This window comes from Geobacillus sp. Y412MC52, assembly GCF_000174795.2.
In the GTDB taxonomy this organism is placed as follows: Bacteria; Bacillota; Bacilli; order Bacillales; family Anoxybacillaceae; genus Geobacillus; species Geobacillus thermoleovorans.
Window position 1 is genome coordinate 1,404,655 of record NC_014915.1, and the last position, 22,282, is coordinate 1,426,936.

Genomic DNA, 22,282 nt, shown 5'->3' on the forward strand with positions numbered 1-22,282 from the left:
CCATCGTGGGAAAAGCAACAGGGTTTATGGAATATGCACGCGAGGAAGAAAAAAAGCGCGACCCGCTTTCCCGTCTTGATGATTGGAAAGAATATACACAGCCGTTTTCGGAAGAGGTGCTGGCCCGCCAAGGCGCCCGCTGTATGGACTGTGGCACGCCGTTTTGTCATATGGGATTGGAGCTAAACGGCCTTACCTCGGGGTGTCCGGTGCACAACTTGATCCCAGAATGGAACGATTTGGTGTACCGAGGCCGTTGGAAAGAAGCGCTTGACCGACTTTTAAAGACCAACAACTTCCCAGAATTTACCGGCCGCGTCTGTCCGGCGCCGTGCGAAGGATCGTGCACGGTGGCCATTTCCGACCCAGCGGTTGCGATTAAAGGAATCGAACGGGCCATTATTGATAAAGGGTTTGCCGAGGGATGGGTGAAACCGCGCATCCCGAAGACGCGCACGGGGAAAAAGGTGGCCATCGTCGGCTCCGGCCCGGCCGGGTTGGCCTGCGCTGACCAACTCAACCAAGCCGGCCATTCGGTGACGGTGTATGAGCGGGCTGACCGCATCGGCGGCTTATTGATGTACGGCATTCCGAATATGAAGTTGGAAAAAGAAGTGGTCGAGCGGCGGGTGCGTCTGCTCGAAGAGGAAGGCATCACGTTTATTACGAACACCGAAGTCGGCAAAGATATTATGGCTGACGAACTGCGTGCTCAGTACGACGCCGTCGTCTTGTGCATCGGTGCGCAAAAGCAGCGCGATTTGGCCATTGAAGGCCGGGAGCTTGAGGGTGTCCATTTTGCGATGGATTATTTGACCGGCGTGACGAAAAGTTTATTGGATTCGAATTTTGCCGACGGCCAGTTTATCGATGCCAAGGGAAAACGTGTCATTGTGATCGGCGGCGGCGACACGGGGGCCGACTGCGTGGCGACCGCGCTGCGCCAAGGCTGCAAAAGCGTCGTCCAGTTCGGCAAACACCCTGCCTTGCCGGACAAGCGCCCGGACGATAATCCGTGGCCGCAATATCCGCTCGTCTTTACGCTTGACTACGCGTATGAAGAAGCAAAAGCGAAATTCGGCGCCGACCCGCGTCAATATTGCATTCAAACAAAGAAAATCGTTGGCGACGAGCACGGCCGCGTGAAAGAACTGCATACGATTCAAATGGAAAAAATCATCGATGAAAACGGCAAAGCGATCTTTAAAGAAATTCCGGGGACGGAACAAGTATGGCCGTGCGATTTGGTGTTTATCGCCATCGGGTTTGAAGGGCCAGAGCAGCCGTTGTTGAAGCAGTTTGGCGTTGAAACGGCCAACAACAAAGTGAAAGCCCCATACGGCAAATATACAACAAACATCGAGGGCGTGTTTGCCGCCGGCGACGCCCGCCGCGGCCAAAGCTTGATCGTCTGGGCCATCCATGAAGGCCGAGGGGCGGCTCGTGAAGTCGATCGGTTCCTGATGGGAGAGACGAAGTTGCCGTGGTGATGGATCCCTCCTTAAAAAGCACCGCTTTTTAAGGAGGATTTTTTGTTTTTCTGGAAAAGAAGATATAAGGGAGGAGAGTGATGCTCAGCATGAATCGACGATTATGGATCACCGCGGCTATGAGTCTTGGCCTTTTTTTGCTTGTTTGGACAGGCGTGGCCGCTGGATGGACGGAGGGAATTGATGAAGAGGGGCTGCGTCTGTTTGATTATTGGAATTGGCTTGACCCGTTTACGTTTCTTGGCAATGGAAAGACGATTGGCACCATCAGCATTATGCTTGTCATTGGTTTATGGTTTTTTCGCCGCGACGTCTACGGAATGGTGTTGGTTGTGGCCGCTGTTGGCGGGGGATATGGCATCAATGAGTGGCTAAAACATATCATTGGACGGCCTCGACCGCCTCATGCTGAAATCGGTGGATTTAGTTTTCCAAGCGGCCATGCGATGATCGGGACGATTTACTTGTTGATTTTGGCGTGCTTTTTGGCGCAAACGCGCACGAAGCGAGGCGAGCGGGCTGCGATTTACGGCGTTTTTGGAGCGCTTGCCCTATTGACTGGCTTAAGCAGGTTAAGTCTGCAAGTGCATTATCCATCTGATGTGCTTGGTGGGTTTTTGCTCGGGGTTGCCTATGTATCAGCCTGCCTGGCTCTTTACCGTAGGTTCACTCGCTGAAGCGGATTTTAGAACATGGACAAAAAACGATTTTTGTTTTGATTTCGCGCGGTGAAAAGCAAATTTTGCGGCTTTGTGTTGAGCTTTGCCGTTGTCGAAATTAGGGAGAAAATCTCTTTTTCTATACTATCGCGTTGACCGAGACAATGATACAATGGGGAAAAGGAGGTGAAACGATGGGGCAAGCCGAACTCGTGCAAATGATGGCCGAACTGCTTGACCAAAAGCTCAATCCCATCCACGTGCGGCTCGATCGGATCGAAGGAAATGTCCGAGCGCTTCAAGAAGGGCAGGCGCGCTTGGAAGGCGAGGTGCAAGCGCTCAAGGAAGGGCAAGCGCGGCTGGAAGGAGAAGTGCAAGCGCTCAAGGAAGGGCAGATGCGCCTTGAAGGCGAGGTGCAGGCGCTCAAAGAAGGGCAAGCACGCCTCGAAGGAGAAGTGCAGGTGCTCAAGGAAGGGCAGGCGCGCCTGGAAGATGAAGTGCAGTTGTTACAGAAGGGACAAGCCCGCTTGGACCAACGGCTTCACCGGGTTGAGGAGGATGTGCGCACATTAAAAGTGGATATGAACGCGGTCAAAGGCGACGTCCAAACATTGAAAGCCGACATGAACGCGGTCAAAGGCGACGTTCAAACACTGAAAGCCGACATGGACGCGGTCAAGGACGATGTTCAAACATTGAAAGAAGGACAGCAACGGCTCGAAGAAAAAGTTGACTACCTTGCTACGGAAATGCGGAGCCACTTTCGCCACATTGAAAATATGCTCCATAAGCATCAGGCCGCTCTTGATATGGCTTCGCGCGAGTTCTCTTCTAAACAGGTATCCATCGATTATTTGATGAAAAAAGTCGCAGAGCATGATATGGAAATTTTCCACTTAAAAAATTATCTCCAACCATAATGTTCTTCACCGCAACAAAGAAAAAAGTCTAAAAGGCCGGTGGCAACTAGGAAAATGGGATGGAATAAGGCGTGTTTTCACTGGTCTTCTAGACAGCTTTTTCAGCATATGTTATAGAAAAGATCAAGTCACAAGGGGGAAGCGATATGGCGGTCCGTATCGTGAAAACGGGGTATGCGTTGGCGTTTTTGTGCATCATTGCCGGCATTGTGTATTTTTTTGCCGCCAACTGGCCTGAGATGGGGCGAGAGGTGAAAGTCGGGATCAGCATCGGCATGATGGCGGCATTTTACATCGCAAGCGCGGCGCTTTGGGGCCGCCATCGTTTCTTAGGGCGCTGGATGCTGATCGGTGGGGTGTTGTCATTTGGAGTGGCGCTCGCCTTGCTTGGACAAATTTACAATTCGCATGCTGACAGTTATTGGCTGTTTCTTGCCTGGCTTGCGCCGACCGCTTTGTTGGCGCTGCTGACAAAAGAACGGGTGCTGTCCGTGATCGCGATTGGGTTGCTGCAGCTTGCGTGCTGGTTTTATTATTTTCCGTCCGCTTATCGGATTGAGTGGACGGAATGGTCGTCGTTTGGTTTGCTCTTATTGTTTGCAGCGATCAACGGCGTGCTGGTTGGTGTCAGCCGTACGCCGTTAGTCGCCCATCTCGCTTATATTGCCATGCATGGCTGGCTGCTTGCTGTTGGGGTGACCGGCTTTTCATATGGGCGCGACGCATGGTGGCCATACGTTTATGCGGCGTTGCTTGCTGGGCTTCTTTATTATTTTCTTGTCATCGCCAAGCAGCGGCCGTATGTGTTGTTGACGAGTTTGTTTGCTGGACTGTTTTTGTTCATTCAATACATTCGCTTGCTCGCAGATCATTTTGAAACGTGGCTGCTTCTCATTGGGCTTATGGCGGCCGTTGCTGTGCTGTGCGGCGGCGTTGTGCTATTGCGGCGGGCTGGGCTGTTTTCAGCGGAGACGAAAGCTGGAAGGCGGTTTTTGGCGGCGTTTCAAGCGATTGTCACGCTCGCGGCTTCGGCGTTGGCCATACAAAGCCTGCTTGGCTTGTATTTCCTTTGGACAGAGTCATGGTCTCCTTACGTGCTCTTTTTCATTTCCATCTTTGGGTTTGTCGTTCCTGCCTCATTTGGTCGGCGTTGGAATCCTGTCGTTCGTTATACACTGCTGGCTGTTGGCTATGGGCTCGGGGTGGCGATGGCGTGGGAGGTCTCGCGGTCGACTCTGTTCCTCTATGCCATTGGGCTTGCGATTGGCGTCATCCGATCATCAGACAGCGGAGTGCGCCGGTTGACGACGGCGGCGCTGACGGTCTATTTAGGGATCGCCTTAAGTTCGGTGATGGATGACGGCCGGACGGTGTTGCTCACCTTGGCTTTGGTCAACGGCGGGTTGTATGCGTATGGCCGCTTTCGCGGAACGCCGTTTCTCACTCCGCTTGTCTTGGCGTTCGGCGCGCTTGGGATTGCGACAAGCGTTGATGTGTTTGCGGCTGATGGACTGTACGTGACGTTGAATATCGCCATGATTTTGGCGCTTGCCTTCTTTCTTTTCCGCGGTCGGCAACTGGAGCGGAAGACCGCTTGGGTGTACACAGCGCTTTATCTCGTGCTGAAATATTATGAACTCGCATGGAATTTGCTTCATAAATCAGTCAGTTTGCTGGCGGCGGGAGCGGTGTTGCTCGCATGGGCGGTATGGCTTGAGAAACGAAATGGCTTCACATGGGGGCGGGGCGTGCGCTGGGGGCGGCGCGTTTCGTTGTTGACGCTCATAATCGTGATCGCTCAATTTTCATTTTTAGGTTATACCGTGTGGCAAAAAGAACGATTGTTGCGATATGGTGATGTAGTAAAGTTGGAACTTGAACCATTGGATCCACGTTCCATGCTGCAAGGGGATTATATTCAGCTTCGGTACGATATTTCCACCATTCCGTCGCTTGACGGAAGCGGACGGGTGCAGGTCGGGCTGCGAAAAGGAGAGGACGGGGTGCACCGTTTGGCTGGCGTATATATGGTCAATGGGGAAAAAAGGCCGGGATACACGCCGCAACCGGGGGACGTGATCATCACCGGTACGTTTCACGGCCCGCAAGTCGTGTATGGCATTGAATCGTATTTCATTCCGGAAAAAACGGGGATGAAACGGCAAGAGAATGTTCGGTTTGCCTATGTGCGCGTGAGCGAAAACGGTGATGCGCTGCTCGAAGCGATCCGTGCTGAATAAGGATGGCGGGGGAAGCAGGAAAAACTACTCCCCCGCGTAACGATCCAGCACGCGGTCAACAGCGCTGCCGTATGTTTCGCCAAATAAATTTAGATGAACGAGCAAGTAAAACAGCTGGTAGAGTGGTTTTCGGTCATGATAATCAGCCGAGAGCGGCATAAGCTCGCGATAGCTGTCGTAAAATCGGGATGGGAAGCCGCCAAACAGCTCGGTAAACGCGATCTCAAACTCATGATGGCCATATAAAACAGACGGATCGATCAAATACGGCACTCCGTCTGGCCCTGGAATCCAGTTGCCGCTCCATAAATCGCCATGCAAAAGCGACGGAAAACCGTCATCTGGGAGCCATTGGTCAAGCCGCTCGAGCAGCCATTCGAGACGTTTGCGCCGCTTGGCGGGCAGGAGGCCTCTCTCCGCCGCTCGCGTCATTTGTGGTCTAAGGCGGGCGTCGCGGTAATAGTCGGGCCAGCGGCCGTACCAGCCGTTGCGCTGCGGCAGCGTCCCGATATAGGTATCGCGGTCAAGGCCAAACGCCGGTCCGCGGCATTGATGGAGGCGGGCAAGGCCGTGTCCGAGCTGTTCGGCCGTCTGTTCCGTTTCTGCTCCTTCGATCCACTCCAAGACGAGCCAGCCCCAACCGTCCGCTTCCCCGAAGCCGAAGGTATGCGGAACGTTGATGGCGCGTGCTTGCCTGATCAGCTCGAGGTCCATCTGTTCGGCAGCGAAAAATCCACTCGGCGGGAAACGTTGCATTTTGATAAAGTACGTTTGCTTGCCGCTTTGGACGCGATAGGCGTCATTGATGTCCCCGCCTGAGACGCGGCGCCAATGGCGGATGCGGGAGTGGTCGCCGATCGATTCGAGCGCCATTTGCAACATCGTTTCTTTGGTCATGGATCCACCTCCGCCAACTGCTCATTGAGCTCGTTCAGCACTTCACCAATTTTTCGCTGATGGATGACAGCGTCGGCGAGATCGTCCAGTTCAGTCGGTTCCCAATTGATAATCACAAGTCTTGCCCCGCTCCGCTTGGCAACAAGCGGCAGCTGGTTGGCTGGGGATACCTGCAGAGAGGAGCCGAGCACAACGAACAAGTCCGCTTGGCGAGCTGCCTCCCATGCTTCCGCGATGGCTTGTTCCGGCAGCGGCTCGCCAAACAGCACGACCGACGGGCGCAACATTCCGCCGCATTCGCACGTCAACACACCGTGCAAATAGACAAAGCTGGGCTTTGATTGCCCGCACCGCTGACAATGGACGGTGCGCAATGAGCCGTGGAGTTCAATGACGCGTCGGCTTCCCGCTTCTTGATGAAAGCCATCGACATTTTGCGTCACAATGGTCTGCACGATTCCGCGCCGCTCCCAATCGGCCAACAAGCGGTGTCCGTCATGCGGTTGGCACTGTTGCAATGTGCGAATGCGATATTGGTAAAACTCGACGAACGATTCACGGCGATGGTACAGCGCATCGATGGTAGCGAGTTCGCTCGGGTTAAAACGCGCCCACAGCCCGGTGCGCGGCGAGCGGAAATCGGGCAGCCCGCTTTCGGTTGACATGCCGGCGCCGGTCAGCACAACGGTGCGGCGCGAGGCGGCCAGCCATGAGGTGATGGTCATTCTGTTTTCCTCCTTACTGTCGCAACCATAGCGACTCTCGTTTCTTCTGCTTCATACCTTTCCACCAATCATTTTACTTTTCCTTTTCACTCGTTTCCAGTATGATAGAAATGAAAGAAAAAAATGGACAAGGAGGCGGGAATCCATGAGCAAAAAAGTGCTGATCATCACGGGTGATGCTGTTGAGGCGCTTGAAGTATACTATCCGTATTACCGCTTGCTTGAAGAAGGTTATGAAGCTACGATTGCCGCGCCGAAGAAAAAGAAACTGCACACGGTCGTTCATGATTTTGCCGATTGGGATACGTATGTAGAAAAACAAGGCTATTTGATCGACGCTCATGCGTCGTTCGCCGAGGTTGACCCGGCGCAATACGACGGATTGGTCATCCCGGGCGGGCGCGCTCCGGAATACATTCGCCTTGATGAGAACGTGCAACGCATCGTTCGCCATTTCTTTGAGGCGAATAAGCCGATTGCCGCAATTTGCCACGCCTCGCTCATTTTTGAAACGATGCCGGATTTGTTGAAAGGACGGAGCTTGACAGCGTATATTGCCTGCAAACCCGGTGTCGAAGCGCTCGGAGCAACGTATGTGTCTGACAATACGGTCCATGTTGACGGCAACCTTGTCTCCGCTCATGCGTGGCCGGATTTGCCGGCGTTTATGCGTGAATTTCTCCGCTTGCTTCAATAATGGAAGAGAATGGCCTCCCTTTGGGCTAAAGGAAGGGAGGCTGTTGTTTTGTTGTGTTGCCGACCGTTTGCCGTTCGGACCAACCGTGTGGGGCGGCAGGACAGATGGTTGCTTGGCGACCTCCGTTTTGTTCCGTGCTTTGATTGCCCAATAGATGCCGAATGGGACGGCCGCGCCGGTGGCGAATTCGAAAATGGACCGCATAGCCCCAAGCCTAAACGCAATGCGGCGGTAAGCAAGAAGCGGCCGCGGAAAAGAGGTTGATGGAGGATAAGGGTTGTCTTTTTCCCATTCATGAGATAACATTTGTACCATAGAGTGTCTTACCATGAAATAGAGAAAAGGAAGGCGGTTATCTATGGCATTACCAGGCGGGGCAGCGATGAACATTACGATTCGTCTCCAGTTCGAAAAAGATATCGTCTCATTCGGCGATATCGCCGCCGCGATTGGCAAAGCGGGCGGGGACATTGTCGGGATTGACGTCATTTCATCAAGCAAAGTCCATACGGTGCGCGACATCACCGTCAGCGCGCTCGACACGAAGCAGTGCGATTTGATCATTGAGGCGCTGAAAAAAATTCAAGGCGTCAAAATCATCAACGTTTCCGACCGCACGTTTTTGATGCACATCGGGGGGAAAATTGAAACAAATTCAAAAATCCCAGTGAAAACGCGTGATGACTTGTCGCGGGTGTACACGCCGGGCGTGGCGCGCGTCTGCACGGCCATCGCTGAGGATCCGCGCAAGGCGTATTCGCTGACGATTAAACGGAATACGGTAGCCGTCGTCTCGGATGGCACGGCGGTGCTCGGGCTTGGCGACATCGGCCCGTATGCGGCGATGCCGGTCATGGAAGGGAAAGCGATGCTGTTTAAGGAGTTTGCCGGAGTGGACGCGTTTCCGATTTGCTTGAACACGAAAGATACGGAAGAGATCATCCAAATTGTGAAAGCGATCGCTCCGGCGTTTGGCGGCATCAACCTCGAAGACATTTCCGCTCCGCGCTGCTTTGAGATTGAAAAGCGGTTGAAGGAAGAGCTTGACATACCGGTATTTCATGATGACCAACACGGTACGGCGGTCGTGCTCTTGGCCGGGTTGCTTAATGCGTTGAAAATCGTCGACAAAAAGCTCGAGGACATTAAAGTGGTTCTCACCGGCATTGGCGCCGCTGGCATCGCCTGCACGAAAATTTTGCTTGCGGCCGGCGTACGCAACATTATCGGGGTCGACCGTCATGGCGCCATCCATCGCGATGAAACGTATGAAAATCCGTATTGGCAAGAATATGCGCAAATCACGAACCCGGATAATCTGAAAGGAAGCTTGTCCGATGTCATCGCCGGCGCAGATGTGTTTATTGGCGTCTCAGCTCCCGGCATTTTAAAAGTGGAAGATGTGAAAAAAATGGCGCGCGACCCGATCGTGTTTGCGATGGCCAACCCGATTCCGGAAATTGATCCGGAGCTGGCCGAACCGTACGTGCGCGTTATGGCGACCGGACGTTCTGATTATCCGAACCAAATTAACAACGTCCTTTGCTTCCCGGGCATTTTCCGCGGGGCGCTCGACTGCCGGGCGAGAGAAATTAACGAGGAAATGAAGCTCGCTGCCGCGAAGGCGATTGCCTCTGTCGTGACGGAGGATGAATTGAACGAAACATACATCATCCCGAGCGTCTTCAACAGCAAAGTCGTTGAACGCGTCAGACAAGCGGTCATCGAAGCCGCTTACCGCACTGGGGTGGCGCGGAAGGACAATATCCCGGTTGGCGGATATACAGGGCAGTAAAGCAAGGAATGCGATGGAACCGACGGACGGCTTCCTTATATAGGGGAAGCCGTTTTTTTGGCTGCAGGAGCGGGTCTAACCGTGGCTGAGGCGGGCTAAATCTAGTTTAGGGATAGGAAATCAAGCGCTTAAGGGGCGAATGGCCGATGATCGATCAATATTTCCAAAAAATCAATGAACGTCTGGAACTCGTTTTAAGCCATGAAAAGGACAATCTAAAAAAGGCCGCCCATATGGTAAGCGAAGCGATTCAAAACGGCGGAATCGTTCAGTTATTCGGATGCGGCCATTCCCATATTTTGACGGAGGAAGTGTTTTACCGGGCGGGAGGGCTTGTTCCGGTGAAACCGATCTTTGTCGAGCCGCTGATGCTTCACGAAGGGGCGGTGCGGTCGTCAATGTTGGAGAGAATGAATGATTTGGCACAAAATTTTATCAATCATGAGGATATACGTCCTGAAGATGTGTTTTTTGTTTTGTCCACATCGGGGCGCAATCCTGTTCCGATTGATGTGGCGTTGGCAGCAAAGGAGAAAGGGGCGTACACGATCGCGATTACATCTTTGGAATATTCGAAGAGTCAACCGTCGAGACATAAGAGCGGTCGGTTATTGTATGAAGTGGTGGACTTGGTGATTGACAATCATTGTGTGAGAGGAGACGCGATTTTAGCTCATCCGAATGTTTCCGTTCCATTTGCCCCTACTTCGACCGTGATCGGCAGCGCGATTTTAAACGCCGTTTTCGCCGAGGCGATTGTCCTCATGGCGGAAAATGGAATAGAACCGCCGATCTTTTTAAGCGGCAACATTGAGGGGGCGGATGAACATAACCGCCGATGGGTGGAGAAGTATAAAGCGCGCATTCCGGTGTTGGTTGAGGGGCATCTACTATCGCAATAGAAGAGGCGCTCTATAGCCAACCGCCATCCGTTCTTGCTAAAATAGTAGCAAACGATGAGACGGTGGGGGATGGAGATCGATGCGCTTTGACGAACGGGTGCGGCTGTATGCCGATAGGCTGAACGACACGGATGACCAAATTGTTGACTATATTATGGAGCACCGCGAGGAGATCGCCGATATCCCGATTCAAAAAATGGCAGAAGCGCTTTATACGGTGCCGAATACGATCGTCCGGTTCGCCAAAAAACTCGGATATAAAGGATTTGCTGAGCTGAAGGCGGCGCTGGCGCTCGAACAGCGGGCCGAGGCGGCTGCACTGGCCGGCGGCACGGTCATTGAAAAAACGAAGGAGCTGCTTGATGAGCGGCTCATTGAGGAAGCGGTAGGCAAGCTGCATGAGGCAAAACACGTTTTTTTCTACGGCGTTGGCGATTCCGCTTACTTTTGTGAGATGATGGCCAAACATCTGCGCTGCGTCGGCAAACGGGCTGATTTTTTTGTACAGCGCCACGATATGTTGTATAACGCCGACCGTTGCGGGGAAAAAGACGTCGTTTTTGTTATCAGCGCATCTGGAGAGACAAAGCAAGTGCTTGAGGCGGTGGCGGCCGCGAAGCAAAATGGGGCGTTTGTCATCAGTTTGACGCATTTTTGTCCAAATTCGCTTGCCGATTTGGCTGACTTCCGTCTGTATTGCTGGGCGCCGAAGCAGTTTTTAAACAAGTACGACGTCACCGACCGAACGTCTCTTTATCTCGTACTGCGGGCGTTGAGCGAACGGTATTGGAAAACGTACGGCAAGTGTGTATAAATACACAATTGAAACGAATAACGGCGTGAGAAAGGTGAAAAAGTAAGAAGATCCCGATCTTCTTGCTTTTTTTCTTTTATAATTAGGATCGACAAACGGCAGGAAAAGAGGGGATGGGAAAAATGGAACTGAAACAGTTGACGAGCGTTCGGCTGATCGATGTAGGATTGTCGTTGTCCACTAAGGAAGAAGTCATTCGCCATCTTGTCGACAAGTTGGACAGAGAAGGCAAACTGTATTCGGCCGATTCGTTTTATCAAGCGGTCATGGAGCGGGAAGCGCTCTCTCCGACGGGGCTTGAAGCGGGATTAGCGATTCCGCACGGCAAGTCAAAATCGGTCAAGGAAGCCGCCTTCGCGGTGGCGAAGCTCGCCCGGCCGATTCGCGACTGGGAGAGCATCAATCCGGCGAATCAAGTGGAACTCGTCTTTTTGTTAGCGATTCCGGAGGAAGAAGCGGGATCGACGCATTTGGATTTGTTGGCGGAACTCGCCAAACGGCTGTCGCGCGCTGAATATCGTAAGCGGTTGCAGCAATGTCAAACGGCAGAAGAGCTGTATCGTGCTCTTGATGAGGAAACGGTGGGATCCGCTGCCCAAACGGCGCCGGCAGGGAAAACGATCGTCGCTGTGACGGCCTGCCCGGCCGGCATCGCCCATACGTATATGGCGGCGGAAGCTTTAGAGCAAGCCGGTCGGGAAATTGGGGTTACGGTGTATGTCGAAAAGCAAGGAGCAAACGGCATTGAAGACCGACATACGGAAGAGCGGCTGCGAAAAGCGGAAGCGGCGATTTTTGCCGCCGATGTGGCGGTGAAAAACGAAGAGCGGTTTGCTCATTTGCCGGTGTACCGAACGACAGTTGCGGCGCCGTTGAAAGACGCAAAAGGCGTTCTTTTGAAAGCTCTTGAGAAGGCCAAAAAGGAAGGAAAACGGGAATATGAGCCGGCGAAGGCAGCGCCGGCGCCGGAGCGAGTTTCATGGAAGACGGAAGTGAAAAACGCCATTTTGACTGGCATTTCCCATATTATTCCGATTATCGTCGCCGGCGGAATGATTTTGGCGTGCGCCGTACTCATCGCTCAGGCGTTCGGCCTCCAACAAGTGTATGATACGGAAAATTCGTGGTTGTGGATGCTGCGCAAACTAGGCGGCAATATGCTTGGCACGCTCATGATTCCGGTGCTGTCCGCTTACATGGCGTATGCGATCGCCGACAAGCCGGCGCTCGGTCCGGGATTTGCCGCCGGGATTGCTGCGACGATGATTAACGGCGGTTTTTTAGGCGGCATGCTTGGCGGCTTTTTGGCCGGCTACTTTATGAAGTGGTTGAAAAGGCAACTTCCGCCAAAAAGGGCGTTCTCGGGATTTATCAGCTTTTGGCTGTATCCGGTCATCGGTTCGCTCGTTGTCGGAGCGCTCATGCTGTTTGTGTTCGGCAAGCCGGTCGCGGGGCTCAATAATGCGTTGCTGGCTTGGCTTGACAACTTATCCGGACGCAGTGCCATTTTGCTTGGCGCGATTTTAGGCATTATGGTGTCGTTCGATTTAGGCGGGCCGGTCAATAAGGCGGCGTATACGTTCTGCATCGGAGCGATGGCGAGCGGCAACTTCATTCCGTACGCGGCGTTTGCCTCAGTGAAAATGGTGTCGGCGTTTTCCGTTACGGCGGCGACGCTTTTGTTCAAACGGTATTTTGAAGAATATGAGCGCGAAGTCGGCAAATCGACATGGATTCTTGGGCTTGCTGGCATTACCGAAGGAGCCATTCCGTTTATGATCAACGATCCACTGCGCGTCACCCCGTCGCTTTGCATCGGGTCGGCAGTGACCGGGGCGATCGTCACGGCATCGCAAATCGGCCTTAACGTTCCAGGAGCTGGCATTTTCTCGCTCTTTGTTTTGCAAGGGGCGCCGTTATGGAAAGCGGGAGCCATTTGGCTTGGCGCCGCGCTCATCGGAGCGTTCATTTCGATGGTGCTGCTTGTCGCCACGCGCATCCAAAAGATAAAAGCGCAGCAACGATAAGACAAACGAGGTGGAAACATTGAAGCGATACGTTCACATCGTCCCTCATGTGCATTGGGACCGCGAATGGTATTTTTCCGCAGAAGAATCGCGCATTTTGTTAGTAAACGATATGGAAGAAATCTTGGAAATGTTGGAGACGAATCCTGATTACCCGCACTTTGTTCTTGACGGACAGACGGTCGTATTGGAAGACTATTTAGCTGTCAAACCGGAACAAAAAGAGCGCATCCGCCGCCTTGTTCAAGGAGGAAAGCTCATCATCGGCCCGTGGTACACCCAAACGGATGAAATGATCGTCGGCGGGGAGTCGATCGTCCGCAACTTGCTCTACGGGCTGAAAGACTCCCGGGAGTTCGGGGAGCCGATGCAAATCGGCTATCTCCCCGATTCGTTCGGGCAATCGGCGCAGCTGCCGCAAATTTTAAACGGCTTTGGCATCAAGCGGGCCATTTTTTGGCGCGGCGTGTCGGAACGGCATGGCACAGACAAGACGGAATTTTATTGGGCGAGCGATGACGGTTCGAAAGTGCTCGTCCAACTGTTTCCGCTCGGCTATGCGATCGGCAAATATCTTCCGACTGATGAAGCAAAACTCAAGGAGCGGATGGACAAATACTTTTCCGTTTTGGACCGTGGGGCGACGACCGATCATATTCTCATTCCAAACGGCCATGACCAAATGCCGATTCAAAAAAATATTTTTGAAGTGATGGATCAATTGAAAACATTGTATCCGGAGCGCTCTTTTTTCCTAAGCCGCTATGAGCATGTATTTGAAGAGTTGGAAAAGGCGGAAAACCTGCCTGTTCTTCGCGGCGAGTTTTTGGACGGCAAATATATGCGCGTCCACCGCAGTATTTACTCGACGCGCATGGACATTAAAGCGGCGAACGCCCGCATTGAAAACAAAGTGACGAACGTGCTTGAGCCGCTCGCCGCGATGGCGTCAACGCTTGGGTTTCCGTACGAGCATCGGCTGATGGAGCTTATTTGGAGAGAAATGCTGAAAAATCACGCCCATGACAGCATCGGCTGTTGCTGCTCCGACACCGTCCACCGCGACATTTTGGGGCGCTTTGCGCTCGCTGAGGAGCGAACCGACCGCCTTATTTCCTTTTATATGCGCAAAATCGCCGATGCGATGCCGTCGGATCGGTCGGTCGACAAGCTGGTCGTGTACAATACGCTTCCATATGAGCGCAATGAGCCGATCGAAGCGGAAATCACGACGAAATGGAAAGCGTTCCGTCTCGTCGATGAGCGCGGGGAACCGGTAGAGTTTGAAGTGGTGGATGAAACGACTGTAGACCCAGGCTTGATCGACCGGCAAATCGTCCATTACGGCAACTACGATCCGTTTATCCGCTGTACGATCCATTTCCGCGACCGCATTCCAGCGATGGGGTATAAGGCGTATTTGGTGCAAGAGGCGGAACAGATGAACAAACAGGCGCCAACGCCTGTTGATCAAATAGATACGCCGTTTTATACCATCACCGTCAATGAGAATGGGACGATCAATGTATATGACAAACAGCTGAAGCGGACATTCCAAGAGGTGCTTTTACTTGAGGACGTGGGTGATGACGGTGATGAATATGACTTTTCCCCGCTGCCGGGCGATGAACCGATTTTTAATAAGGAAGTAAAGGCGACGTATTCCTTGCGGCAAAATGACTATTTTGCTTATGCTGATATCGCCTACCGGTTGCCGTTGCCGGCGGATCTTGACAGCCGGAAAGCGAAGCGGCGCGACAGCTTTATGGATGTTTCCATTCATCTCACCGTGCCGATGACCGAGCCGAGGATTGATGTTCGGGTGCGCATCAACAACGCAGCGAAAGATCACCGCGTCCGCATGCACGTGCCGACTGGCATTGCTTCTTCCCATTCGGTCGCGGACAACCAGTTTGGCGTCATCCGGCGGCCGGTCGTCGACCCGGCGATCGACGTGTGGGAGCAGGAAGGATGGGATGAGCGGCCGGATGCGATTTACCCGATGCTTACGTATGTGGGGTTGTCGAATGAAACGGGCGGCGTGGCGGTCTTAACGAACAGCACGAGAGAATACGAGATTGTCGGGGAACAGCGCGATACGATCGCGGTGACGCTGTTGCGCAGCGTCGGCTATCTCGGCAAAGAGGAGCTTGTGCGCCGGCCCGGGCGGCCGTCCGGCATTAAAATAGCGACGCCGGATTCGCAAATGCTTGGTACGAGCGAGTTGCACTTCGCGTTGACGACGCATCGCGGAACGACGGAAGAAGCAAATGTCGCCAAACGGGCGAAACAGTTTTTGACGCCGTTGTATACGTACAACAAACTGCCGTACGATGCGATGAAAATGAACCCAGTTTCGTTCTCCGTGCCGTATGAATACAGCTTGTTTTCGCAGCTTGGCGGCGAAGCGGTATTGAGCACGGTGAAGCAAAGCGAAGATGGCCGCGGCATCATCCTCCGCTTTTACAATCCGATGCCAACGACGACGACGGCGGCGTTCCAATGGAACAAGCCGTTCTCGGGCGTTTTTCGCGCGAATCTCAACGAGGAGCCGCTTGACTCGCTCGCGGCGGACGAATGCGGAACGTTTGCCGTCGAGGTGAAGCCGAATGAAGTGCAAACGGTGCTCGTTGTCGACTAGGAACGAAAAAGATCATGACAGAAGCTGGGGCTGATCGCCACCAGCTTCTTTTTTAAAACAAGAATGTGAATATCTCCCCTGTCTTGTAACACAGCTGTAACAATTGTTAAACGAAATGGTCCAAAAAAGAGGCTGTCAACTCCCTTTTTCCTAGAAAAATGTGGGTGGCTAGAATAATAGAGGGGAAAAAGGAAGGACAGTTAATGAAAAGATGCCGCTTCCAATCGTTGCAGCTGACGTGATGGGCAGCCAACTGGCAATGAAAACAAGCGCTTGTTTTTCCGGGTGTTGCCAATCTGCGTTTTTTCCATTTTAGCCCAAAAATATTACAAAAAACTCGTGTTATAATGAGGGCGAAGGCAAGGGAACAACGAAACCGTTCCTCTTCGAATCTCATCGTGTAGCATGACTGACGGACGCAATATCTCTGAAACTTTCAAATAGAGGATGCAAGGAGGAATTCCGATGAAGAAAAAAACGTTAGCAACCATCGCAGCTTCGGTCGCACTCGCCGGCGCTTCGTTCGCGGCAACGAAAACGGAAGCAGCTGGGACGACGTGTCCGACAGCGAATGCGTATCAAGTAAAATATGTCAGCACAAACGTTCAAGATTTTGAGAAATGGCTGCAACAATACTTCCCGTTCGTGTCGTTCCAACCGGTAAAACCGGCAACACAACAACCGGCGGCAAAACAGCCAACGACAAAACCGCAGGCGCCGGCAACGGTCAAACAGCCAGCGACGAAACCGGCTGCGAATACGCAAGCACCGGCAAAAACGCCAGCGACGGCCCCAACAGCAGCGCCGCAAAAAGCAACTGGCTTAAACGCCTATGAGCAACAAGTCGTTGAACTGACGAATAAAGAGCGGGCAAAATACGGCTTGCCGCCGCTTCAAGTTGACTTGGCCCTCAGCAAAGTCGCCCGCGAAAAATCGCGCGATATGGCGGTGAACCACTACTTCTCGCACAACAGCCCGACGTACGGTTCTCCATTTGAGATGATGAAAAAATTCGGCATCTCGTACACGGCTGCCGGGGAAAACATTGCCAAAGGCCAACGCACCCCGCAAGAAGTGGTCAATGCGTGGATGAACAGTGAAGGCCATCGGGCAAACATTTTGAACAAAAACTTTACGCATATCGGCGTTGGTTTTGAAGAAAATGGATATATTTGGACGCAGCAATTCATCCGCAAGTAAGAGACAAAAGAAATGCAAGTCGAGGGTGTCCCAAAAGGATCGGGACACCTTTTTTTATTATGTATATAGGCATGAAACAATATGTTGTGTTTGGTTTAAGGAAAAACACCCTTTTGGGTCAGCCCTTTTTTATTTGAAAAATATTTCTCCGATCCCCTATAAAAATATGATATAATTTCCAAAGAAATTCGAAAGACGAAAGATTAGGGGGACAGCGGATGCGAATACGCGATTGGGACCGCAACCTAAAAGTGCGCCTGTTTGGCGAGGCGCTCATGAATACGACCTTTTGGATGTTTTTTCCGTTTATATCGATTTATTTTGCCGATGCCTTTGGCAAAGAGACAGCGGGGTTGTTGTTGATTGTTTCGCAGTTGTTCTCGGTCATCACCAATTTAATGGGCGGCTATTGTGCTGATGTATTCGGACGCAAGCGGATGATGGTGTTATCCGCCTACGGACAGGGGGCGGCGTTTTTCGTTTTCGCCTTGGCCAGCTCCCCGTGGTGGTCGTCGCCGTTTGTTGGATTTCTTAGTTTTACGCTGGCTGGCATTTGCGGGTCATTTTATTGGCCGGCGAGCCAGGCGATGGTGTCCGATGTGGTTCCGGAGAAAGACCGGAGCGATGTGTTTGCTGTGTTTTACACATCCATCAATATTTCTGTTGTCATCGGCCCGACAATTGGCGGTCTTTTTTATGCTGAGCATCGGTTTGCCTTATTGCTTTTGGCGGCATGTTCATGTTTTGCGATGGCAACACTGCTCTCCAAAACGTTGCGTGAGACGGCGCCTCTAGCCGCAGCCGGCCAACAAAGGAGAGGGACATGGCAGTCTTTTTTGCGCACGCAGTTCAAGCAGTATGCCATCATTGTCCGCGACCGTGTCTTTTTCCTGTTTATCGTTGCTGGAGTGTTGGTGGCACAAACGTTTACACAGCTTGACTTGCTGATCCCGGTATATACAAAAGAAACGGTCGAAGCCGAAACATTGGCAGGATGGACGATTGACGGCGCGAGCGCCTTTAGTTGGCTCATTGCCGAAAACGGTCTGTTGGTCGCACTATGCACGGTGGCTGTGACGCGTTGGATGTCTCGCTACTCGGAGCGGCAGGCGTTTGTGGGTTCATCCGTCTTATACGGCATCTCGATGTGGCTGTTTAGTCAAACGTCTTCGCTGCTCGGATTGATCGCGGTCATGGCGCTGTTTACGCTGGCTGAGCTGATGACAGCTGGCTTGCAGCAGTCGTTCATTTCCCGCTTGGCTCCGGAGGCGATGCGCGGCCAATATTTTGCCGCCGCCAGTCTCCGTTTTACGATCGGGCGGATGTTGGCGCCGCTGTCGCTCGCCGCGGCGGAATGGATCGGCTATGCATGGACGTTCGTTGTCCTTGGGATGCTGGCGCTAGGAAGCGCGGCCTTATACGCCTGGATGTTTCAACAAGTCGGGCGGCGAATGGAGCGACCGAACGCTTCGTTTTTGCGATAATGGGCGGTGCAAACGGCTATCCGTTTTTCGCTCAGGCGGGTATAATAAAAAGCGCACCGTTGTTCGTGTAACATATATTCCCTGTCTCTGACATAAAGTGGAACTAGACAGCGAGAAGGAGAGGGGAAGCGCTCATGAAACCGCGCGTGTTCGAACCGGATGCCATTGAGGGGGAAACGGGAAGCCGCGGCGGTCAGAACGGCGCCGCGGCGTTGGCGCGCAGCGAAAAGAGGCAGCAAGCGCGCGTTTTGTCTCGGGAAAAGAGGAGAAAAAAGCAATACCGTCTCATCGGCTGGCTGCTTGTCGCCATCGTCGTTCTGTGGGGGGCGAGCACGCTTCTTTGGAGCGGGTATGGGGCGTTGAAGACGGCCGCGAGCCGAGAAATGGCGATTATGCGCTTAAAAGATGCGATCGAAGACCGCGATGTGGCCGCTTTGCAGGCGATGCTGCGGGTGACGGAGGAAAGCGTGCCGATCAACGAGAAAACGTTGGCGCCGTTGTTCGCGTATGTGGAACGGCACCCAGAAGCGTATGAACAGCTAGATCGGGAGTTTGCCCGCCAGCGCAAGAGCGGCCACGTGTATATTAAAGGATTGACATCTCACCCGCCGGTGTTTACGATTCACGTGTTTGAGGACCGGTATGTGTTTGAGCCAGCCCTCTATTTTCTCCATGTGCGCGTCGATGATCCGGAGGCGTTGCTTGTCGTCAATGGGGTGAAAACGGAAGAGGAGGCGACGAAAGACCCATTTGTCAAAAAAATCGGCCCGTATTTGCCGGGCGCGTACGCTGTAACCGTCGTCCATTCGAATGGAAAAAAGAAAACCGTCCGCGTCGAGCTGTTTGGCGGCGCCCGCGTCCATGAAGTCGATATCACGCAATGAACGAATAAGCAAATACCGCTTCCACGACGGCGGTAATGACAACATCTTGTGTCTGCACAGGCGGCGCTGATGAGGAAACGCTGAGAACAGCCGGACCGTATGGCGTCGGCCGGATCGATGACTGTTCTTTCAGTTCAATCGGCGTGTCATAAAGAGGCAAGCTGAGAGCGCGGGCGATGGCCAGCGCTTTTTCTTTGGCGTTTTTTACGGCCAACGCCAATGCCTGCTGGTAATGGGCTTGTTCGTTTGCTAGACGGAATTCCAAGCCGCGGGCGAGGTTTGCTCCATGGGCAACGGCCGCCTCGTAAATGGCGCCGGCTTTTTTAGGGTCGCGGACGGTGATTTCAAGCCAATGTTCGACTCCATAGCTGGATAATACGTCGGCTCCATTGTGATGTTCGTATTGGGGATAGATGGAAAACGCCGTCGTCTCCAAATCTTCTGTTTGCACGCCAAGCGCCTTGAGTGCTCCAATGACTGCGTCGGTGCGTTTCGCGTTGTCAGCAAGCGCTTCTTGAATATGGACGTGTTCGGTGCGCACCCCGAGCGCAATGAGGACGGTGTCTGGCTTGGCGCTGACTGTCCCTTGGCCGGTGACGGTCAGTGCGGCGCGGGAGGCGGTTGGCGGTGTGGGGCGGTGCCAAGGCTGCATCGTGTTCCCTCCTTCTGCTGTTAGGCAGTTTTTTTGTCATCATCCGCCGCCTGCCAATAGTAGACGCGCGGCAGTCCGGCATAGCACCAATATTCTTTCAACAGCGAGATCGCGACAAAGGAGACAAGCTGCCAATTGATCGCTTTCATCCCGATTCCCCTTTCGATGGCCCTGTTACTATAGCCTATTCGAAACGGCCATTGTCCTATGCGCGCCGTCCAGTTGGCGATGAAACTTCTTTGGGCGCTTGTACGTATCATGGAATGGACATGCTATAATGAAAGAAAAGATTAAAGAAGGAGAGGGACAATGAAGCAGCTGCTTCGTACGATATGGCGTTGGTTTGTCTCATGGAACGCAGGGGTCATCGTCGCGGTGATCGTATTCATCGCTGCTGATTTTCGCTTTTGGCCTTCGATTTTATCCGGAATGGGGGCGATGTGGGGGGTGTCCGCCATCATGAAAAGGCGGCATCATCGCCTGCCGGCTGATGTGTCCGCTGAGGAGCTTGTCTACGTTCGCAGCCAGCTTGGCGAAGCGCGCGCGTTATGGAAGCGGCTGCGTCGCGCTCGCTATCGGCTTCGTTCTGTGGTGATGTGGCAAACGGTTTCCCGGTTGAGTGCCATCGTCGATCGAATCATTCGCGCCATCGAGCAACAACCACATCAACTGCGCCTCGCCCAGCCATTTTTCTTAAACGAATGGCCGACGGCGGTGGAGATGGTGGAGAAATACGTTTATTTGGCGCAGCAGCCGGTGCAAAGCGCCGATATGGCAAAAGCGTTGCAGGAGACGGAAAGAGTGCTTGACGAGCTGACTTCAGCGGCTGAACGGCAGTTGCTTGAGGTGTTATCGAACGACATCTGGTCGCTGCAAACGGAAGTGAAATGGCTCGAGCGATCGCTCCGACAATCGGATGGGCTTCGTCTGCCGCTGTCAAAGAAAGGAGAATGACGATGGACGAACGGAATCACGGGATGGAATCGACGGATTGGCTGCAAGGGCTGGAACGGACAAGTTCCCTTGATGAGCTGCTTGCAAAGCCGTTTTCTTCGCCGGCCGAACCGCGGCTCAAGGAGGAAGAAAAGCCGGCGCGCGCGCTTGATGCGTTGAAGCCTGAGCATCGGGAAAAAGCGCTTGCGCTCGCCAAACAAATCGACCCGGCCAACCATCAGGCCGTCTTGCAATACGGTGTGGCGGCGCAAGCCGAGCTGTCGAAGTTTTCTCATGCGATTTTGCATCATGTGCAAACGAAAGACGCTGGGCCGGTCGGCGAAGTGATCAGCGAACTGATGGCCAAAATTAAGGAGGTCAACCCCGATGACCTAATGCCGGCGAAAAAAGGGTGGCTGTCCCGCTTGTTCGGCGCAGTGGCCAAGCCGCTGCAAGAGATGGTGGCGAAATACCAAAAAATCGGCGTTGAAATTGACAAAATCGCTGATCGGCTTGAGAAGCACCGGCATTTGTTGCTTCGCGACATCATGATGCTTGAGACGCTCTATGAAAAAAACAAAGACTATTTTGAAGCGCTCAATATTTATATTGCGGCAGCGGAATACAAACTCGAAGAGCTGCGGACGAAGACGATTCCAGAAAAGCAAGCGGAAGCGGAGCGCTCCGGCGACCAAATGGCATGGCAGGATGTACAGGATTTGCGGCAGTTTGCCGAGCGGCTTGAGAAGCGGGTGCATGACCTAAAGCTCAGCCGGCAAGTGACGATTCAAACGGCACCGCAAATCCGCATGATTCAGCATATGAACGAAACGCTTGTCGAGCGGATTCAATCGTCGATTTTGCATGCCATCCCCCTTTGGAAAAATCAAGTCGTGATTGCCTTGACGCTGTTTCGGCAGCAAAGGGCGGCTGCGGCGCAAAAGCAGGTCGCCGAAACGACGAATGAGCTGTTATTGCGCAATTCGGAGATGTTAAAAACAAACAGCATTGAAATCGCCAAGGAAAACGAGCGTGGCTTGGTTGATATCGAAACGTTGAAGCGAACACAAGAAAATTTGATCGCTACGCTCGAAGAAACGTTGAAAATCCAAGCGGAAGGCCGATTAAAACGGCAGCAGGCCGAACGCGAGCTGGCGGCGATGGAAGCGGAATTGAAACAGACGCTGCTTGCGCTGAAGCGACCGGAGCAATAAGGGCGGATAGGAGATCGTCCTGTTTCGGCTTGCGGCCAAACGTCCGATGGATCCGACCATGTCTGTAGAAGAAAGCGCCGAAAAACCAAAGATCCTCATGCGAAACGG

General features: G+C 53.1%; 19 protein-coding genes. 15 read left to right on the forward strand and 4 right to left on the reverse strand.

Annotated elements, in window-relative coordinates:
• Positions 1-5 precede the first annotated feature (5 nt).
• From GYMC52_RS06950 to GYMC52_RS06965, 4 genes are all read left to right on the forward strand, one after another.
• Positions 6-1,490 carry a glutamate synthase subunit beta gene (locus tag GYMC52_RS06950; RefSeq protein ID WP_013145600.1) on the forward strand — a complete coding sequence of 495 codons (1,485 nt, stop codon included), beginning with the start codon at positions 6-8 and terminating at the stop codon, positions 1,488-1,490.
• An 80-nt stretch (positions 1,491-1,570) separates the two neighbouring features.
• Positions 1,571-2,167, forward strand: coding sequence for a phosphatase PAP2 family protein (locus GYMC52_RS06955; protein WP_013523532.1), 597 nt, complete (start codon positions 1,571-1,573; stop codon positions 2,165-2,167).
• 176 nt (positions 2,168-2,343) lie between these two features.
• Positions 2,344-3,069: a hypothetical protein gene (locus tag GYMC52_RS06960; protein ID WP_013523533.1), complete on the forward strand. Its 726-nt coding sequence runs from the start codon at positions 2,344-2,346 to the stop codon at positions 3,067-3,069.
• 146 nt (positions 3,070-3,215) lie between these two features.
• On the forward strand, positions 3,216-5,309 hold the full coding sequence (locus tag GYMC52_RS06965) for a GDYXXLXY domain-containing protein (RefSeq protein ID WP_013523534.1): 2,094 nt from the start codon (positions 3,216-3,218) through the stop codon (positions 5,307-5,309).
• Between the two features lie 24 nt (positions 5,310-5,333).
• On the opposite strand, the gene GYMC52_RS06970 is transcribed toward GYMC52_RS06965, so the two are convergent.
• Positions 5,334-6,206: a fructosamine kinase family protein gene (locus GYMC52_RS06970; RefSeq protein WP_013523535.1), complete on the reverse strand. Its 873-nt coding sequence runs from the start codon at positions 6,204-6,206 to the stop codon at positions 5,334-5,336.
• Complete coding sequence (locus GYMC52_RS06975) at positions 6,203-6,931, reverse strand: NAD-dependent deacylase (RefSeq protein WP_013523536.1); 729 nt, start codon at positions 6,929-6,931, stop codon at positions 6,203-6,205. The genes GYMC52_RS06970 and GYMC52_RS06975 overlap by 4 nt, the downstream gene beginning before the upstream one ends.
• Positions 6,932-7,076: 145 nt before the next feature.
• Between GYMC52_RS06975 and GYMC52_RS06980 the strand changes: the two genes are divergently transcribed.
• From GYMC52_RS06980 to GYMC52_RS07020, 9 genes are all read left to right on the forward strand, one after another.
• Entirely contained in the window at positions 7,077-7,628 is a 552-nt protein-coding gene (locus GYMC52_RS06980) for a DJ-1/PfpI family protein (protein ID WP_013523537.1), read from the forward strand.
• A 358-nt stretch (positions 7,629-7,986) separates the two neighbouring features.
• Complete coding sequence (locus GYMC52_RS06985) at positions 7,987-9,423, forward strand: NAD-dependent malic enzyme (protein ID WP_013523538.1); 1,437 nt, start codon at positions 7,987-7,989, stop codon at positions 9,421-9,423.
• Positions 9,424-9,569: 146 nt separating this feature from the next.
• Entirely contained in the window at positions 9,570-10,325 is a 756-nt protein-coding gene (locus GYMC52_RS06990; RefSeq protein WP_013523539.1) for an SIS domain-containing protein, read from the forward strand.
• Between the two features lie 79 nt (positions 10,326-10,404).
• The gene (locus GYMC52_RS06995; protein ID WP_013523540.1) at positions 10,405-11,139 is read left to right on the forward strand and encodes a MurR/RpiR family transcriptional regulator; all 735 of its coding nucleotides are present in this window, start codon (positions 10,405-10,407) and stop codon (positions 11,137-11,139) included.
• A 122-nt stretch (positions 11,140-11,261) separates the two neighbouring features.
• Positions 11,262-13,166, forward strand: a complete 1,905-nt coding sequence (gene mngA, locus GYMC52_RS07000) for a PTS 2-O-a-mannosyl-D-glycerate transporter subunit IIABC (RefSeq protein ID WP_041469432.1) — start codon at positions 11,262-11,264, stop codon at positions 13,164-13,166.
• 10 nt (positions 13,167-13,176) lie between these two features.
• Complete coding sequence (gene mngB / locus GYMC52_RS07005) at positions 13,177-15,807, forward strand: mannosylglycerate hydrolase (protein ID WP_230982747.1); 2,631 nt, start codon at positions 13,177-13,179, stop codon at positions 15,805-15,807.
• A 465-nt stretch (positions 15,808-16,272) separates the two neighbouring features.
• Complete coding sequence (locus GYMC52_RS07010; RefSeq protein ID WP_013145590.1) at positions 16,273-17,007, forward strand: CAP domain-containing protein; 735 nt, start codon at positions 16,273-16,275, stop codon at positions 17,005-17,007.
• 218 nt (positions 17,008-17,225) lie between these two features.
• Complete coding sequence (locus GYMC52_RS07015; protein ID WP_013145589.1) at positions 17,226-18,491, forward strand: MDR family MFS transporter; 1,266 nt, start codon at positions 17,226-17,228, stop codon at positions 18,489-18,491.
• A gap of 134 nt (positions 18,492-18,625) precedes the next feature.
• Positions 18,626-19,375 carry a hypothetical protein gene (locus GYMC52_RS07020; protein WP_013523543.1) on the forward strand — a complete coding sequence of 250 codons (750 nt, stop codon included), beginning with the start codon at positions 18,626-18,628 and terminating at the stop codon, positions 19,373-19,375.
• Here GYMC52_RS07020 and GYMC52_RS07025 read toward each other — a convergent pair.
• Entirely contained in the window at positions 19,365-20,027 is a 663-nt protein-coding gene (locus tag GYMC52_RS07025; protein ID WP_013523544.1) for an SIMPL domain-containing protein, read from the reverse strand. The genes GYMC52_RS07020 and GYMC52_RS07025 overlap by 11 nt on opposite strands.
• 20 nt (positions 20,028-20,047) lie before the next feature.
• Positions 20,048-20,176 carry a hypothetical protein gene (locus tag GYMC52_RS20160; RefSeq protein WP_013145587.1) on the reverse strand — a complete coding sequence of 43 codons (129 nt, stop codon included), beginning with the start codon at positions 20,174-20,176 and terminating at the stop codon, positions 20,048-20,050.
• Positions 20,177-20,336: 160 nt separating this feature from the next.
• Between GYMC52_RS20160 and GYMC52_RS07030 the strand changes: the two genes are divergently transcribed.
• Both GYMC52_RS07030 and GYMC52_RS07035 read left to right on the forward strand, forming a co-directional pair.
• Complete coding sequence (locus GYMC52_RS07030) at positions 20,337-20,981, forward strand: 5-bromo-4-chloroindolyl phosphate hydrolysis family protein (protein ID WP_013523545.1); 645 nt, start codon at positions 20,337-20,339, stop codon at positions 20,979-20,981.
• Between the two features lie 2 nt (positions 20,982-20,983).
• On the forward strand, positions 20,984-22,174 hold the full coding sequence (locus tag GYMC52_RS07035) for a toxic anion resistance protein (RefSeq protein WP_013145585.1): 1,191 nt from the start codon (positions 20,984-20,986) through the stop codon (positions 22,172-22,174).
• Positions 22,175-22,282: the final 108 nt, after the last annotated feature.